General features: G+C 69.0%; 15 protein-coding genes. 6 read left to right on the top strand and 9 right to left on the bottom strand.

Going from position 1 to position 15,879, the window contains the following annotated elements:
• Positions 1 to 28 precede the first annotated feature (28 nt).
• The 3 genes from NA12_RS10380 to NA12_RS10370 form a co-directional block, all read right to left on the bottom strand.
• Positions 29 to 1,144, bottom strand: a complete 1,116-nt coding sequence (locus NA12_RS10380) for an Rv3169 family protein (protein ID WP_371855984.1) — start codon at positions 1,142 to 1,144, stop codon at positions 29 to 31.
• The gene (locus NA12_RS10375; RefSeq protein ID WP_067448775.1) at positions 1,135 to 2,259 is read right to left on the bottom strand and encodes a phosphotransferase family protein; all 1,125 of its coding nucleotides are present in this window, start codon (positions 2,257 to 2,259) and stop codon (positions 1,135 to 1,137) included. The genes NA12_RS10380 and NA12_RS10375 overlap by 10 nt, the downstream gene beginning before the upstream one ends.
• 140 nt (positions 2,260 to 2,399) lie before the next feature.
• Positions 2,400 to 2,867: a nucleoside deaminase gene (locus tag NA12_RS10370; protein ID WP_067448773.1), complete on the bottom strand. Its 468-nt coding sequence runs from the start codon at positions 2,865 to 2,867 to the stop codon at positions 2,400 to 2,402.
• 108 nt (positions 2,868 to 2,975) lie between these two features.
• On the opposite strand from NA12_RS10370, the gene cobA reads away from it, so the two are divergent.
• A complete protein-coding gene (cobA, locus tag NA12_RS10365; RefSeq protein WP_067448771.1) occupies positions 2,976 to 4,217 on the top strand; it encodes a uroporphyrinogen-III C-methyltransferase in 1,242 nt (413 codons plus the stop codon).
• Positions 4,218 to 4,295: 78 nt separating this feature from the next.
• Complete coding sequence (locus tag NA12_RS10360; RefSeq protein ID WP_067448769.1) at positions 4,296 to 5,756, top strand: MFS transporter; 1,461 nt, start codon at positions 4,296 to 4,298, stop codon at positions 5,754 to 5,756.
• An 18-nt stretch (positions 5,757 to 5,774) separates the two neighbouring features.
• Here NA12_RS10360 and NA12_RS10355 read toward each other — a convergent pair whose 3' ends face one another.
• The 4 genes from NA12_RS10355 to NA12_RS10340 all read right to left on the bottom strand — a co-directional run bounded on the left by NA12_RS10355 (position 5,775) and on the right by NA12_RS10340 (position 9,983).
• Positions 5,775 to 6,188, bottom strand: coding sequence for a PPOX class F420-dependent oxidoreductase (locus tag NA12_RS10355; RefSeq protein WP_067448896.1), 414 nt, complete (start codon positions 6,186 to 6,188; stop codon positions 5,775 to 5,777).
• A 44-nt stretch (positions 6,189 to 6,232) separates the two neighbouring features.
• On the bottom strand, positions 6,233 to 7,570 hold the full coding sequence (locus NA12_RS10350) for an aspartate aminotransferase family protein (RefSeq protein WP_067448767.1): 1,338 nt from the start codon (positions 7,568 to 7,570) through the stop codon (positions 6,233 to 6,235).
• A gap of 130 nt (positions 7,571 to 7,700) precedes the next feature.
• Positions 7,701 to 9,194 (bottom strand): CoA-acylating methylmalonate-semialdehyde dehydrogenase, encoded by a 1,494-nt coding sequence (locus NA12_RS10345; RefSeq protein WP_067448765.1) that lies wholly within the window; start codon positions 9,192 to 9,194, stop codon positions 7,701 to 7,703.
• 144 nt (positions 9,195 to 9,338) lie between these two features.
• A complete protein-coding gene (locus NA12_RS10340) occupies positions 9,339 to 9,983 on the bottom strand; it encodes a LysE family translocator (RefSeq protein WP_067448763.1) in 645 nt (214 codons plus the stop codon).
• 220 nt (positions 9,984 to 10,203) lie between these two features.
• Here NA12_RS10340 and NA12_RS10335 point away from each other — a divergent pair, with 220 nt between their 5' ends.
• Positions 10,204 to 10,836: an HD domain-containing protein gene (locus tag NA12_RS10335; protein ID WP_067448761.1), complete on the top strand. Its 633-nt coding sequence runs from the start codon at positions 10,204 to 10,206 to the stop codon at positions 10,834 to 10,836.
• Positions 10,837 to 10,857: 21 nt separating this feature from the next.
• On the opposite strand, the gene NA12_RS10330 is transcribed toward NA12_RS10335, so the two are convergent.
• A complete protein-coding gene (locus NA12_RS10330; RefSeq protein ID WP_067448894.1) occupies positions 10,858 to 11,547 on the bottom strand; it encodes a type 1 glutamine amidotransferase domain-containing protein in 690 nt (229 codons plus the stop codon).
• A gap of 108 nt (positions 11,548 to 11,655) precedes the next feature.
• Here NA12_RS10330 and NA12_RS10325 point away from each other — a divergent pair, with 108 nt between their 5' ends.
• Both NA12_RS10325 and NA12_RS10320 read left to right on the top strand, forming a co-directional pair.
• Entirely contained in the window at positions 11,656 to 12,600 is a 945-nt protein-coding gene (locus tag NA12_RS10325; protein ID WP_067448892.1) for a LysR family transcriptional regulator, read from the top strand.
• A 116-nt stretch (positions 12,601 to 12,716) separates the two neighbouring features.
• Positions 12,717 to 13,109 (top strand): VOC family protein, encoded by a 393-nt coding sequence (locus NA12_RS10320; protein ID WP_067448890.1) that lies wholly within the window; start codon positions 12,717 to 12,719, stop codon positions 13,107 to 13,109.
• Here NA12_RS10320 and yaaA read toward each other — a convergent pair.
• Positions 13,099 to 13,845 (bottom strand): peroxide stress protein YaaA, encoded by a 747-nt coding sequence (gene yaaA / locus NA12_RS10315; RefSeq protein ID WP_067448888.1) that lies wholly within the window; start codon positions 13,843 to 13,845, stop codon positions 13,099 to 13,101. The genes NA12_RS10320 and yaaA overlap by 11 nt on opposite strands.
• Before the next feature lie 132 nt (positions 13,846 to 13,977).
• Here yaaA and NA12_RS10310 point away from each other — a divergent pair, with 132 nt between their 5' ends.
• The gene (locus NA12_RS10310) at positions 13,978 to 15,726 is read left to right on the top strand and encodes a proline--tRNA ligase (protein WP_067448759.1); all 1,749 of its coding nucleotides are present in this window, start codon (positions 13,978 to 13,980) and stop codon (positions 15,724 to 15,726) included.
• Positions 15,727 to 15,879 lie beyond the last annotated feature (153 nt).

Raw genomic sequence — 15,879 nt, 5'->3', positions numbered from 1 at the left:
CGCCTTTTTCTCTCGCGCGAGAGGTCCGTCAAGGTGCGACGGAGGACCAATCGGCGAAACCTGTGGGGTCGTGGCGGCCCATGGAGGCGTGTTCGAACAGGCCCCAGCCCTCGAGATCACCGCAGCGGGCGTAGCCGATGTGGTCGATCACGCCGTAGGGCGTGCGGCCCTCGATCGCGGGGTCGGTGAGGTCGTAGGCGCTCGACAGCGACCAGTTCTCGCCCATCCAGCGGCCGTGGGTCCAGTCGGGATCGGCGCCGTAACCGCAGCCCACGTGCAGCGCGATTCCCGGGCGCGACTCGATCTCGACCTCGAGCGGCTTCCCGTCGGGGGTGGTCATGTCCAGGCGCACCGACTTCGGGTGCCGAGTGCCGGACTCGTAGGTCCAGTGCATGCGGGGCCAGCCCAGTTGTTCCTTGCGGCCGTCGTTCCAGATCCGCACCGCGTTGTTGAGGGTGCGGTTGCCGTCGGGCTCCTCCTGCACGATCACCACGATCGAGAAGTCCCGGAACCGCAGCGGCGCGTACAGCCACCAGAAACCGTCCATGCCGGTCGGCCTGCCCGCGGGTTCCGGTTCGCCGGAGGGCCGGATGCCCCAGGACCGGTCGCGGCTGCCGGTCCATGCCGCCGGATCGACTCGGTAGTCGATGCCGTCGACCGCGAGAGTGCCCTCCCACGAACCCGATTGGGCGAAACGCGAGGCCTCGATCATCGGTTTGGTGCCGGACAGGATCAGATGCGGCTGCTCCTGCACGGCGGGCTGCGCGCCGGTCCAGGTCAGATCGAAGCCGAGATCGTCGTGCTCGCAGACCACTCGGAGCTTCTGCAGCGGCTCGATCACCTCGATCCGGTAGCCGCCGACGGCGGTGGTCAGATCGCGCGAGGTGAGCGCGTCGGAGAAGCGCACGCTGCGCTGGGCGTCGCCGTGGCGCACCGTCGCGAACGCGTCGACCACGCCGAGGTTGGGGTACACGCCGAACCCGGTGATCAGCATCGCGTCACCGGCCGGGTCGAAGGCGTTGAAGTAGTAGCGGTCGTAGAAGTTGCGGTCGCTAGTGGCGACCCTGGCCAGCGACAGCGGGGTCTGGTGGATCGGGTACTCGTCCAGGGGGACGGGCATGATGGCGCGCACAGTCAGTCCCATTCGTAGGTGCCGTCGAGCAACGCCTCGAGGCTGAGACGGTGCATCACGTAGTCGTCGAGTTCGGCGGGCACGGTGTCCTCGCCGAAGTGGATCATCCGGCACTTGATCCTGGCCATCACGATGGCGTGCCGTAGCGCGGCGTAGACGATGTAGAAGTCCAGATCGCGCACCGAATGTTCGGTCAGCTCTTCGTATTTCGCCACTACCGCGTCGCGGCGCAGGAAGTCGACGAGACCCGGCTGGTCGAAGCGGGTGGCGATGTCCTGGAAGAACCGGTGGATGAAGATGATCCAGCCCAGATCGAGTTCGCGCGGCGCGATGGTCGCCATCTCCCAGTCCAGTACCGCCGCCGGGGTGAACCCGTCGAAGAGGATGTTGCCCGGGCGGGCGTCGCCCCAGTTCAGCACCTCGGGACCGGGATCGGTGGGCCAGTGGGCCTCGAGCCAGTCGAAAGTCCGCTCGATGAGCGGCACTTCGACGCCGTGGTCGGTCAGTGCCCACCGGTACCAGGCGCGCTGGTCCTCGAAATGCCTGCGCAGCGCGGTGCCCGCACCGTCGAGCAGCGGGAAGCGCTCGGCCACCCTGTCGATGGCGTGCACCTGAGCGATCACCTCGACCGTCGCGTCCGCGACCAGTGCGCGCTCGGCGACGGTGGCGTCGAACAGCCAGCCGAAGAACACGTACGGCGGGTTGTCCGACGGCGCCCGGCCTTCGACTCGTTCCATCACGAGGAAAGGGGAACCGAACACGGAATCGTCGAGTTCGAGCCAGCGCAGCGGCGGCACGGCGACGTCGGAGGCCGCGGCGACACCGGTCATCACCTGGTACTGCATCGCGAGGTCGTAGGACTCGAATACCGGGAAGGAGCTGTCCTCCGGCGCCATCCGGATGACGAAGGACCCTTGCTCGGCGCTACCGTCGGCCGACCATTCGGCGTCGAACAGGATGGTGGTGCTCGACATGCCGCCGGTGGACGGTTTGTCCAGGTTGCTGACCGTCACGTCGGCGCCGACCTTGTCGGTCAGCCAGCGCGCCAGCTTCCCGGCGAGCTCGTCCAGATCGCGCTCACTGACGGTGAGCGACATCTGAGCGGCTGGATCCTGGTCATCGGACATCTATGGGGTACCCCTGTCGACAAAACTGTAACGTGTGTCACTTCTGGGTACCGGACCGGCGGCGAGAAAGTAAGAGCGGCATCGCTGAGTAGGACTCAGGGTTGACAATGCGAAGGTCGAGGAGGAGCGAGGCGCGACGCTCACGCGGGTGTCTGCTTCGTCGGCGCGACGCCGATGTCCTCGAACCACAGGTCGGGGCGCTCGGCGATGAAGTCGGTCATCAGTGACACGCAGCGTGGATCGTCCAGCACGAGCACCTTCACACCGTGTTCGGCCAGCCAATCGTGGCCGCCGTGGAAGGTCTGTGCCTCGCCGATGATCACGGTGCCGATCCCGAACTGGCGCACCAGACCGCTGCAATACCAGCACGGGGACAGGGTGGTGACCATGATCGTCGGTCGGTAGTCGCGGCGGCGGCCCGCCGCGCGAAAGGCGTCGGTTTCGGCGTGCACGCTCGGATCGTCGTTCTGGACGCGGCGATTGTGGCCGCGTCCGAGCAGGGCGCCGTCGACGTCGAACAGGGCCGCGCCGATGGGAACACCGCCCTCGGCCAGTCCACGCAGGGCTTCGTCGTATGCCACGTCCAGGAGTGCGTCCGGCTGGGTCATGACTCCACTGTCCTGCCTGCTCGCCCGGTCGGCAACGCGAGGCACGGAAATGAGCCTGTCGGCGGGTGCGTTCGGGCCCCACCGAGCCAGGAACTAGGCTCGGACACTGTGCCGAACACCGTTGACACCGCATCGACCCCGCCCGAAGGCGACCCGAACTACCTGGTCGGGCTCGATCTGCGTGGGCGCAGAGTAGTGGTGGTCGGCGGCGGGACCGTCGCCCAGCGTCGGCTCGGGCTGCTCGTGGCCGCGGGCGCGGATGTGCACGTGATCAGCCGGGCGGTTACCCCGGCCGTGGAGGGCATGGGCACGGCGGGGCAGATCACCGTGGAACTGCGCGCCTACGCCGACGGCGATCTCGACGACGCCTGGTACGCGATGGCCTGCACCGACGAACCCGAGACCAATGCCGCGGTGGTCGCCGAAGCCACCGCCAAGCGCGTCTTCTGCGTCCGCGCCGACATCGCGCGCGACGGCACCGCGGTCACGCCCGCGACCGCCCGCTACGACGGGCTCTCCCTCGGTGTGCTCGCCGGTGGCGCGCACCGCCGCTCGGCCGCCGTGCGCAACGGGCTGCTCGAAGCGCTGCAATCCGGTGTGGTGACCGATGATTCGGAACCGGTGACCCCCGGCGTCGCGCTCGTCGGTGGCGGCCCCGGTGACCCCGATCTGATCACAGTGCGTGGTCGCAGGCTCCTGGCCCGCGCCGATCTGGTCGTCGCCGACCGGCTCGCCCCGCCGGAACTGCTGGCCGAACTCGGGCCGCACGTGGAGGTGATCGACGCCGCGAAGATCCCGTACGGCCGGTCGATGGCCCAGGAGGCGATCAACCTCGCGCTGGTCGAAGGCTTCAAAGCGGGCAAGTTCGTGGTCCGGCTCAAGGGCGGCGACCCGTACGTGTTCGGCCGCGGCTACGAGGAACTCGAGGCGTGCACCGAGGCCGGAATCCCGGTGACGGTGGTGCCCGGCGTCACGAGCCCGATCTCGGTGCCCGGCGCGGCGGGCATCCCGGTGACCCATCGCGGAGTGACCCACGAATTCGTGGTCGTGAGCGGACACGTGGCCCCCGAGCATCCCGATTCGCTCGTCGATTGGTCGGCGCTGGCCAAGCTGCGCGGCACGATCGTGCTGATGATGGCGGTCGAGCGGATCGACAAGTTCGCGGCGGCCCTGCTCGCAGGCGGACGTCCGGGCGACACCCCGGCCGCGGTGATCCAGGAGGGCACCCTGCGCACGCAACGGGTGGTGCGCGCCGACCTCGCCACCGTCGCCGACCGGGTCAAGGACGAGGGCATCCGGCCGCCCGCGATCATCGTCATCGGCCCCACCGCGGGCTTCGGCCTCGACTAGCTTCGTGGGCCGCGCGCCCTCGCGCTGCCCCAGCGCCAATTACACTGCCTCGTTGTGCTCGATAAACCCGCTGCGACGATGCAGTATCCGGTGACGGGGCGGGCCTTCGGTCTCGCCATCCTCGTACTGAGCGGCCTGCAGTTCATGGTCGTGCTCGACGGCACCGTCGTGATCTTCGCGCTGCCGCGGTTGCAGGAGGAGATGGGGCTGTCCAGTTCGGGCAGTGCCTGGACGGTGACCGCCTACGGCCTGACCTTCGCCGGCCTGATGTTGCTCGGCGGCCGACTCGGTGACGCGTTCGGGCGTAAACGGATGCTGATCATCGGCGTCGGGGTGTTCACCGCGGCCTCGCTGGCCTGCGGTTGCGCCAACGGCGAGGCGATGCTGCTGATCTCGCGCGCCTTCCAGGGCGCGGGCGCGGCCATCGCGGCGCCGACGGCGTTCGCCCTGGTCGCGACGACGTTCGCGCCGGGACCGGCGCGAAATCAAGCGATCGCGATCGTCGGGTCGATGGCCGGGATCGGGTCGGTCAGCGGACTCGTGGTCGGCGGGGCGCTCACCGAGTTCTCGTGGCGCTGGATCTTCTGGATCAATGTGCCGATCGGCGCGCTCATCGTGCTCGGGGCGATCTACAAACTGGCCGACACCGAGCACCACCGCACCCCGCTCGACATCAAGGGCGCGATCCTGGGCACGCTGGCCTGCGCGACGATCGTGTTCGGCGCCACCGAGGGTCCGGCGATGGGGTGGGACAGCCCGGTCATCCTCGCCTCGCTGATCGGCGGGTTCGCGCTGCTGGTGATCTTCGTGATCACCGAACGCCGCGAGGCCGACCCGTTGCTGCCGTGGTCACTGTTCGACAGTCGCGACCGGGTCGCCACCTTCGCGCTGATCTTCCTGGCCGGCGCGGTGCTCGGCGCGATGACGTTCTTCGTCGCCCAGCTGTTGCAGAACGTGCTCGGCTACAGCCCGTTGCAGGCCGGTGTCGCCTCGATCCCGTTCACCATCGGCATCGGGGTGGGCGGGGCGGTCGCGTCGAAGCTGGCGCTGGTGATCGCGCCCCGCTGGTTGCTGGCCTCGGCCTCGGTCGTGCTGGCCATCGGGCTGCTCTTCGGCTCGACCCTGGACCGGCACGTGCAGTACCTGCCGACACTGCTGGCGCTGCTGCTGGTGATCGGTTTCGGTGTCGGCGTCGCGATGGTGCTGGCGCCGCTGTGCGTGCTGGTCGGCGTGCCGCAGTCGAATATCGGGCCGCTGTCCGCGGTCGGCCAGATGTTCATGAATCTGGCGACGCCGATCGCGATCGGCCTGCTGAGCCCGATCGCCGCATCGCGCACCCTCTCGCTCGGCGGCACCGACGGCCGCGCCGCGGACATGTCGCCCTCGCAGATCGACGCGCTGAACAGTGGCTACACCCTGGTGTTGTTCGTGTGCGCGATCTTGGCGGTGCTGGCCGCGCTGGTCGCCCTGACACTGCGGTTCACCCCGCAGCAGCTGATGCAGGCACAGCACGCGCAGGAGGAGGCCCAGCGGAGCTGACTCCGCCGGGCCCGCCACTCAGAAGCGTCCGGTCACCTTCGTCGGGGTGACGCGGATGACGACGCGGTCCGCGTCGTCCACCGAGGCCGGATTGAACTCGCTGTACGGCTTGCCGGTGTACTTGAGCGACATCTCGTCGGGCAGCGCCCGTTCGGGATCCGGTGTGGTGGTGGCGGTTCCGCGCACCTCGGCGTACAGGTACGGCCGCTCCGGCGGGTTCACCATCACGGTGATCCGCGGATCGCGCACCAGATTCTTGGCCTGCTGGCGTTCCACGGTGGTGGAGAACACCAGCTCATCACCCTCGCGTTTGATCCAGACCACGGTCAGGTGCGGATGCCCGTTGGTCCCCACCGTGGCGACGGTCGCGTAGACCTTCTCCTCGTCGAGGTAGGACTTCAGTTCATCGGAAAGCACTGCGGTATCGGTCACGCTCGTGGACAACGCGTGTCCCCGGCCGGGCATTCCGGCGCGGGTCAGACGGTGTGCGCGTCGGCGACGGTGAGTGCCTGGTCGAGGATGGCCAGCCCCTCCTTGGCCTCGGCCTCGGTGATCACGCACGGCGGGACCACGTGCAGGCGGTTGAAATTGACGAACGGCAATATCCCGCCCGCGCGGCAGGCGGCCACCACTTCGGTCATCGCGGGGCTGGTGCCGCCGTAGGGGGCGAGCGGCTCGCGGGTGGCCCGGTCGCGAACCAGCTCGACCGCCCAGAAAACGCCGAGGCCGCGGACTTCGCCGATGCTGCGATGCCGTTGCGCCAGTTCCCGAAGGCCTGGTCCGATCACCTTCGCGCCGATCTCGGCGGCGTTCTCGACGATGCGCTCCTGCGCCATGACGTTGATCGTCGCCACGGCCGCGGCGGTGGCCAGCGGATGACCGGAATAGGTGAGCCCGCCGGGATACGGGCGGTGGGCGAAGGTCGCCGCGATGGCCGCGTTGATCGCCACCCCGCCGAGTGGGACGTACCCGGAGTTCACGCCCTTGGCGAAGGTCATCAGATCGGGCACGACATCGAAATTGTCGATGGCGAACCACTTTCCGGTCCGGCCGAAGCCCGCCATCACCTCGTCGGCGATGAAGACGATGCCGTGCTTGTCGCACAGTGCGCGCACTCCGCGCAGGTACTCCCGCGTCGGCACCATGATGCCCGCCGTGCCCGGCACGGGCTCCAGGATGATCGCGGCGATGGTGGCCGGACCCTCCATCTCGATGGTGCGTTCGAGATGGGCCAGCGCGCGCTCGGTTTCCTGAGCCTCGTCGGTCGCGTGGAATTCCGAGCGATACAGGAACGGGCCGAAGAAGTGCACGGTGCCGGTGTTGCCGTGGTCGTTGGGCCAGCGGCGTGGGTCGCCGGTGAGATTCACGGCGGTCTCGGTGCCGCCGTGGTAGGAGCGGTAGCGCGAGAGCACCTTGTAGCGGCCGGTGTGCAGTCGCGCCATCCGGACCGCGTGCTCGACGGCATCGGCGCCGCCGTTGGTGAAGAAGATCATGTCGAGGTCACCGGGCGTGCGTTCGCTGATCAGGCGGGCCGCTTCCGAGCGGGCGGCGTTGACGAACGACGGCGCGACAGTGCACAGCGTGGCCGCCTGCTCCTGGATCGCGGCGACGACCTTCGGATGCTGGTGGCCGATATTGGTGTTCACCATCATCGAGGAGAAATCGAGCAGGCGGTTGCCCTCGCCGTCCCACACGTAGCAACCCTGCGCGGCGGTGAGCACCGTCGGTGTCAGCGTCGCCTGCGCGGACCAGGAATGGAAGACGTGGCGGCGGTCGAGTTCGTAGGCGCGGGCGGCCTCTTCGGAAAGCGTCATGCGAAGTCTCCTGTGCTGTCGGCGGCTGGCGCCGCGGGTCTCGGCCCTGTGACCCCGACTCTTCCCTCCCTACGGGCACTCCTTCGTCGCACCCTTCGGTCAGTCCAGAGTCGGGGGCGGGCCGAGACGGTCATGTGTTCTGGGGGAAGCCGAGTTCCACGCCGCCGTGGCTGGGGTCGAGCCAGCGGGTGGTGACCGCCTTGGTGCGGGTGAAGAAGTGCACGCCGTCGGTGCCGTGCGCGTGCGAGTCGCCGAACAGGGAGTTCTTCCAGCCGCCGAAGCTGAAGTAGGCCATCGGTACCGGGATCGCGACATTGATGCCGACCATACCCACCTCCACCTCGTGCTGGAATCGTCGTCCCGCGCCGCCGTCGTTGGTGAAGATGGCGGTGCCGTTGCCGTAGCGGTTCGCGTTGATCAGCGCCACCGCCTCCGCGTAGGTGTCGACCCGCACGACCGACAGCACCGGGCCGAAGATCTCGTCGGTGTAGACGCTCATCGTCGGGGTGACCTCGTCGAGAATCGTCGGTCCCAGCCAGAACCCGTTCGGTGCGCCGTCGACGGTGAGGGTGCGGCCGTCGAGCACCACCCGGGCCCCGGCCGTCTCGCCCGCGTCGATGTACTCGGCTACCCGGTCACGGTGCGCGCGGGTGATCAGCGGGCCCATCTCGGCACCGGGGGTGGCGCCGTCACCGGTGACGATGCTCGCGGCCCGTGCGCTGATCCTGGCGACCAGGTCGTCGGCCACCGCGCCGACGGCGACGACCACGCTGATCGCCATGCACCGCTCGCCCGCCGACCCGAAACCGGCGTTCACGGCGGCGTCGGCGGCCAGATCCAGATCGGCGTCGGGCAGCACCACCATGTGATTCTTCGCGCCGCCGAGCGCCTGCACGCGCTTGCCCGCCGCGGTGCCGCGCTGGTACACGTACTTCGCGATCGGCGTCGAACCGACGAACGAGACAGCCTTGACGTCCGGGTTGTCCAGGAGTTCGTCGACGGCGACCTTGTCGCCCTGCACGACATTGAACACCCCGTCGGGCAGCCCGGCCTCCTGCCACAGCCGCGCCAGCCACAGCGCCGCCGAGGGATCCTTCTCACTCGGCTTGAGCACCACGGTATTGCCCGCGCCGATCGCCAGCGGGAAGAACCACATCGCCACCATGGCGGGGAAATTGAACGGCGTGATGATCGCGACCGGTCCCAGCGGTTGCCGGATCGAGTAGATGTCGACATCGGTCGAGGCGTTCTCGGTGAAGCCGCCCTTGAGCAGATGCGGGACACCACAGGCGAATTCGACGACCTCGAGCCCACGGGTCACCTCGCCGAGCGCGTCGGCGGCCACCTTGCCGTGTTCGGCGGTGATCACCGCGGCCAGTTCGGTCCTGCGCTCGGACAGGAGCTCGCGGAAACGGAACAGCACCTGGGTGCGGCGGGTGAGTGAGGCGTCACGCCAGGTCGCGAACGCCACCGTCGCGGCGTCGATCGCGGCCCTGGTGTCGGCCACGTTCGCCAGCGCCACCTCCCCGGTGACGGCGCCGGTGGCCGGATCAGTCACCGGCGCGGTGGCCTCGCTGGTGCCGCCGACCGCTTTGCCGTCTATCCAATGGCCGATGGACTGCATAACCCCTCGTTTCGCCGACGGTGTGGTGGTTCCACCCTGCTCCCTCCAGCCTCCCTCGCGGGTTGACGCTGTGTACTCAGTTGCGGCATTCGCATTACGATTCGTCGCTGGTGCCGCTTCATCGAGCATCCCGACGGTCGTGGTTCAGTCTTTGCGGCCGGTGAGAGCGAGTGACGTGCCGAGCCCGATCATGACCAGGCCACTGGTGCCACCGATGGCGGCGAGACGGCGCGGCGACCGCGCGAACCAGGAGCGTGCCGACCCGGCCGCGAACGCCCAGAGCGAGTCGAAGATCAGGCCGAAGACGGGGATGCAGAGCCCGAGGATCAGCATCTGCTGCGGGACCCCGCCACGCGTGGTGTCCACGAACTGTGGCAGCAGCGCCGCCAGGAAGACGATGGTCTTCGGGTTGGCGGCTCCGACGATCACGCCGTCGCGCAACGCCGCCATCGGACTGTGCGTGGCCACGTCCTGCTCGGCGTGAAAGGCCGACCGCAGCGCGTCACGATGGCGAATCGCCTGCACGCCGAGATACACCAGATAGGCGGCGCCGACCAGTTTGATCGCGGTGAACACCGCAGCAGACGCCGCTACCACCGCGCCGAGCCCGAACGCGACAGCGACGACCTGGCCGTACACCCCGACCGCATTGCCCAGCACGGTCATCAGCGCTGATCGTCGCCCGACGGTGAGCGCCCGGCCGATGGTGAACAAGACGCTGGGGCCGGGCACGATCACCAGCAGAAACGCCAAACCCGCGAACGAGAAGAGATGAGCCGAGGACACCATCGGCCCACGCTATCGGGCGGTGGCAACGGTGACAATGGTGCCGGGCGGGGAACGACCACGCGGTGGCGAACGGCATCGGTAGTGACCCTGGTCGCCGGTGGCGCCCTCGCCGAAAGCCGCCGCTCCCAACGGGATATCCCCGTCTACGTCCGGCCTGTCGCGGCCGGACGCCCGGGATCGGGGTCTTGTGGGTGTCGGTGCCGACGACGAAACTTGGTGTATGAGTGCGTTGTCACAGAACCTGATGGACCGGTGGATCGCATTGGCGGGGATCGAGGCCGAACAGATCGGTGCCGGGGTGGTGGGGCGCTACGGTGAACCGCACCGCCGCTACCACACCGGCACGCACCTGGCGGTGATGCTGGCGGCCATCGACGAATTGGCCGCTGCCGCTGCCGATATCGATGCGGTTCGCTACGCGGCGTTCTTCCACGACGCGATCTACGCGGTCGAACGCGCCGACAACGAGGAGCGCAGCGCCGACCTCGGCCGTGACATTCTCGAATCACTCGATGCCGCACCGGAATTGGTCGAGGAGGTGGTGCGGCTCGTGGTACTCACCCGCGGGCACCGCCCGCAGCCGGGCGATGCGAACGGCGCGGTGCTCTGTGACGCCGACCTGGTCGTGCTCGGTGGCACACCCGAGGAATACGCCGCCTACACCACCGCGATCCGTGCCGAATACGCCCATGTGCCCGACGATCTGTTCCGGGCAGGCCGCGCCTCGGTTCTTCGCAATCTGGCGGACCAGCCCCGTCTGTTCCGCACCGAGCTCGCCCACGATCGGTACGAGGCGATCGCCCGCGCCAACCTCGCCGCCGAACTCGCCGCACTCACCGCGGCGATCGGCTGACGAGGCCGGCGCTGTCGTCGATCAGAGCGCGGTGAGTATCTCGGTGGCCAGCGGATTCGCCGAGGCGGGGTTCTGACCGGTGTAGAGGTTGCGGTCGACCTCGATGTGCGGTGCCCACGGTTCACCCTCGCGGTAGTCGACGCCGAGCGCGACCAGACGATCCTGGAGCAGCCACTTCGCCTTGTCGGCGAAGCCCGCCTGGGTCTCCTCCGCATTGCTGAACGCGGTGACCCGGTAGCCGGCGAAGGGGGAGCTGCCCGACTCCGCCGTGGCCAGCAGGGCGGCGGGCGCGTGGCAGACGACGCCGAGCGGCTTGCCGGAGGCCAGCGCGTCGTTGAGCAGGGCGCCCGAGATGGGGTCGGCGGCGAGATCCTGCATCGGGCCGTGTCCGCCGGGGTAGAAGACGGCGTCGTAGTCGGCGAGGTCGACCTTGTCGAGCGAGAGTGGACTCCGCAACGCAGTGGCCTCGGCCAGGATCGCGGCGACCGCCCCCGCGCCCTCGTCGCCGCCGTTGACGTCGGGGGCGAGACTGGCCTGGTCGACGGTCGCGACCACGCCGTGGGGCGTCGCCACGGTGACGGTGTGGCCCGCGCCGGTGAACACCTCGTAGGGCGCGGTGAATTCCTCGGCCCAGTACCCGGTGGGGTGCTCGGTGCCGTCCGCCAGGGTCCAGTGGTCGGCGCCGGTCAGGACGAACAGGATGTGTGCCATCGGATTGGTTCTCCATTCCACAGTGTCGGGGCGAGCGCCGAATTCGTCGTCGGGTCGCGTTGTCAACGCTAGGGTCGGTGGCATGCCCTGACCAATAGGATGGCCTATATGAGACATAGGTCAGCTGATGGCTCGATGGATCTGGTGCAGTTGCGGACCTTCCTGGCGGTGTTCCGCACCGGCTCGCTCACCGCGGGCGCGGTCCAGGTGGGGTTGTCGCAGCCCACGGTGACCACGCAGATCCAGGCGCTCGAGCGGCACCTCGGCAGGCCCCTGTTCGAACGCCTGCCGCGTGGGGTGACGCCGACCGCCGCCGGTCACGAACTCGCGGCGCGGGTGGGCGGTCCGCTCGAAGAGCTGGAGGCGATCGTGAGCGGCGCGGCGACCGACCGCGCGGCTCCGCCCGAGCCGCCGGTACTGCTCGGCGGACCGGCGGAGATGCTCGCGGCCAAGATCGTGCCCGCGTTGTCGCCGCTGGTCGCCGACGGCGTGCGGCTCACCGTCAGCACCGGCCTGACCGATGAGCTGCTCGCTCGATTGCATTCGGGGGCCCTGGATCTGGTCTTCGCCACCACTCGCCCTCGGGGGCGGACCGTGCTGGCCGAGCCGCTCGTCGACGAGGAATTCCTGCTCGTCGCCGCTCCCTCGATCGCCGACCGCATCGACACTGAACGACTGCGGGCCGAGGGGCCGATCGCGCTCGACGGCATCCCGCTCGTCAGCTACGCCGCCGATCTGCCGATCCTGCGCCGCTACTGGCGCCACGTCTTCGAAACCCGGCTGGAGACCGAGCCCGCCCTGATCGTCGGCGATCTGCGCGCGGTGCTCGCCGCTGTCATCGCCGGGGCGGGGATCAGCGTGCTCCCGCACTACCTGTGTGGCCGGGAACGGGCCGACGGGACGCTGGTCACGCTGCTCGATCCGGCCGACCCGCCGATCAACACCGGGTTCCTGGCACGCCGGGTCGGCGCACCGTCGCGACCGCACGTCGACCTGGTCCGCGCGCGGCTGGTGGCGGCCGCGCGAAGTTGGCGAGCCGGATGCGACGCGTAACAGGCAAGTGGGCGCTTGCGCTTGACAGGCAATTTCTTGCTTGCCTATGGTGCGAACGATTTCACGCCGCTGCGGGCGGTGTCGGCGCGGTGGCCGATTCCCCAGGAGGACACATGATCCGCATCGGAGTGACCAGCGTCTTCGTCGACGACCAGGCCAAGGCCGAGGCGTTCTACACCGACGTGCTCGGCTTCCAGGTCAAAGACAAGGTCTCCCTCGGTGAGTACGACTGGCTCACCCTTGTCTCGCCCGCCGACGTGGACGGCATCCAGTTGCTGCTCGAGCCCGATCAGCACCCGGCGGCCAAGGCCTACAAAACGGCGCTGAGCGCCGAGGGCATTCCCGTGATCGTCTTCACCGTCGACGATCTCGACGCCGAATACCGTCGCCTGCTCGACCGCGGCGTCTTCTTCACCCAGGCCCCCGCCCCTATGGGCCCGGTCAGTACCGCGGTCTTCGACGACACCTGCGGCAACCTCATCCAGCTGATGGCGCCCGTCACCCCGTGATGATCAGAAGTTCGGTGGGGGAGGCGATTTCGGCGCGCAGGCCCGCGGCGGTGGCTACCCGGGCGACGCCACGAATGTCGGTGGGGTCGGCGCGGGTGACGACCAGCGCGCGGGCGAGCAGACCCTTGTGATGCTTGTTGAAGTGGCTGACCACGGTCCGTGAGCCGTCCGGGTGCTCGGTGAGCACATTGGCGGTGATGGCGTCGGGGACTCGGCCCAGCTGCTGGTAGGTCCCCGACCGCAGGTCGATGACGAGCTCACCGGCGGCCTCCGCGTAGAGCGCGTCGGGCAGGACATCGCGCCACAGGGCCGAAAGAGTCGGCAGCCCTGGGAGTTTGGTGCCGCCGGAGAGGCGGTAGGCGGGGATCGGGTCGGCCGCGCGGACGGCGCCGAACAGTGCCGAGCCGATCCCGAGGCGCGCGTAGGCCTTGGCGCGCTGCACCTTGGTGAACGACTTCGCGTCCAGCGCGTCGTAGAGGACGCCGGTGTAGCGCTCCAGGGCGGGGCGGGTCGCCGAGGTGCGCAGGCTCGCGTTGCGGGCGATCTCGGCATCGGCGCCCTTGCCCAGCCCGAGCACCTCGGCCGAGGCGGCGGGGTCGGCCGCCAGCTGCACGACCTCGGTGATCAACTTGTCGCGCACCGCGCTCAGCTGTGGCATCGCGAGATCGGCGAGGTCCAGCGGCGCGCCCGATCCGCCGTCGGACTTGGTTTCGGAGGGAGGCAGCAGCACCAGCACGATCGTCAACGCTAATCGCCGCCGCGATCGCCGCCGCGGACGACCCCGTGTCCCCGTTTTCGGGGGTGCCGGGACCGCCCAGGTGGTAATCGGCTGTCGCCCTGCCCGGACCAGGGACTACCCTGTGCATCCGTGATCACCCGCCTCTCCCGCCTGTTCCTGCGCACCCTGCGAGACGATCCCGCCGACGCCGAGGTGCCCAGCCACAAACTGCTCGTTCGCGCCGGCTACGTCCGTCGGGTCGCCCCCGGCGTGTACTCGTGGTTGCCGCTCGGTCTGCGCACGCTGCGCAAGATCGAGGACGTGGTGCGCCAGGAGATGGACGCCACCGGCGCCCAGGAGATCTCGCTGCCCGCGCTGCTGCCGCGCGAGCCCTACGAGACCACCAACCGGTGGACCGAGTACGGGCCGGGCCTGTTCCGGCTCAAGGACCGCAAGGGCGGGGACTACCTGCTCGGGCCCACCCACGAGGAGTTGTTCGCGCTCACCGTGAAGGGGGAGTACAACTCCTACAAGGATCTGCCGGTCACGCTCTACCAGATCCAGACCAAGTACCGCGACGAGGAACGGCCACGCGCGGGCATCCTGCGCGGACGCGAGTTCGTGATGAAGGACTCCTACTCCTTCGACCTCGACGACGACGGTCTCACCAACAGTTACGCCACCCACCGCAAGGCCTACCAGGCCATCTTCGAACGGCTCGGCGTCGAGTACGTGATCGTGGCCGCCACCTCCGGCGCCATGGGCGGCAGCGCGTCCGAGGAGTTCCTCGCCGCCAGCCCCGTCGGTGAGGACACCTACGTGCGCTGCGTCGAGTCCGGCTACGCGGCGAACGTGGAAGCCGTGGTCACGCCCGCGCCCGCGCCGCTGCCCATCGACGGTCAGGCGGCCGCGGTCGACTACGACACCCCGAACACCCCCACCATCGCGACGCTCGTCGACTGGGCCAACGAGGCGAAGGTCCTCGATCGCACGGTGACCGCCGCCGACACGTTGAAGAACGTGATGGTGAAACTGCGCCACCCCGACGGCAAGACCGAGATCCTCGGCATCGGCGTCCCCGGTGACCGCGAGGTCGACGACAAGCGTCTGGGCGCCGCCGTGGAGCCCGCCGAGGTGGAACTGCTCACCGAGGCCGACTTCGCCGCCAATCCGTTCCTGGTGAAGGGCTACATCGGCCCGAAGGGCTTGGCCGCCAACGGCATTCGCTACCTGGTCGACCCCCGCGTCGTCGACGGCACCGCCTGGATCACCGGCGCCGACGTCCAGGGCAAGCACGTGGTGGGCCTGGTCGCCGGGCGTGACTTCACCCCCGACGGCACCATCGAGGCCGCCGAGGTCCGCGACGGTGATCCCTCGCCCGACGGTGCGGGCCCGCTGGTCTCCGCGCGCGGCATCGAGATCGGCCACATCTTCCAGCTCGGCCGCAAATACACCGACGCCTTCGATGTCGATGTGCTCGGCGAGAACGGCAAACCGGTCCGCCTCACCATGGGTTCCTACGGCATCGGCGTCTCCCGCATGGTCGCGGTGATCGCCGAACAGCAGCACGACGAGAAGGGCCTGCGCTGGCCCGCCGAGGTCGCCCCGTTCGACGTGCACGTGGTCATCGCCAACAAGGACGCCGCCGCCCGCGACGGCGCCGAACACGTCGTGGCGGGCCTGGACGCCGAAGGGCTAGAGGTTCTCTTCGACGACCGCACCGCCTCGCCCGGGGTGAAGTTCAAGGACGCCGAACTGCTCGGGATGCCCTGGATCCTGGTCATCGGCCGGGGCTGGGCCGAGGGCAAGGTGGAGCTGCGCAACCGCTTCACCGGCGAAGCCGAGGAGATCCCGGCCGAGGACGCCGTCAGCGCGGTCACCGCCAAGGTCCGCGGCTGAGTTAGTCGCACGGATCGCGCTGTCCCCCGTGCTGTGGGGCAGCGCGATCGCTGGTGGTAGGGCTGCGCGAAGTTACGGCTACGTAGGCGAAAGTGCTGGTAGTGGGGCTGCGGGGTCGACGAGGCGAGTGCGTGGCGCTGATAGGTTATCGGG

It is taken from the genome of Nocardia alba NBRC 108234 (assembly GCF_001612665.1).
In the GTDB taxonomy this organism is placed as follows: domain Bacteria; phylum Actinomycetota; class Actinomycetes; order Mycobacteriales; family Mycobacteriaceae; genus Nocardia; species Nocardia alba.
This window is presented reverse-complemented; position numbering and strand designations above follow the sequence as displayed.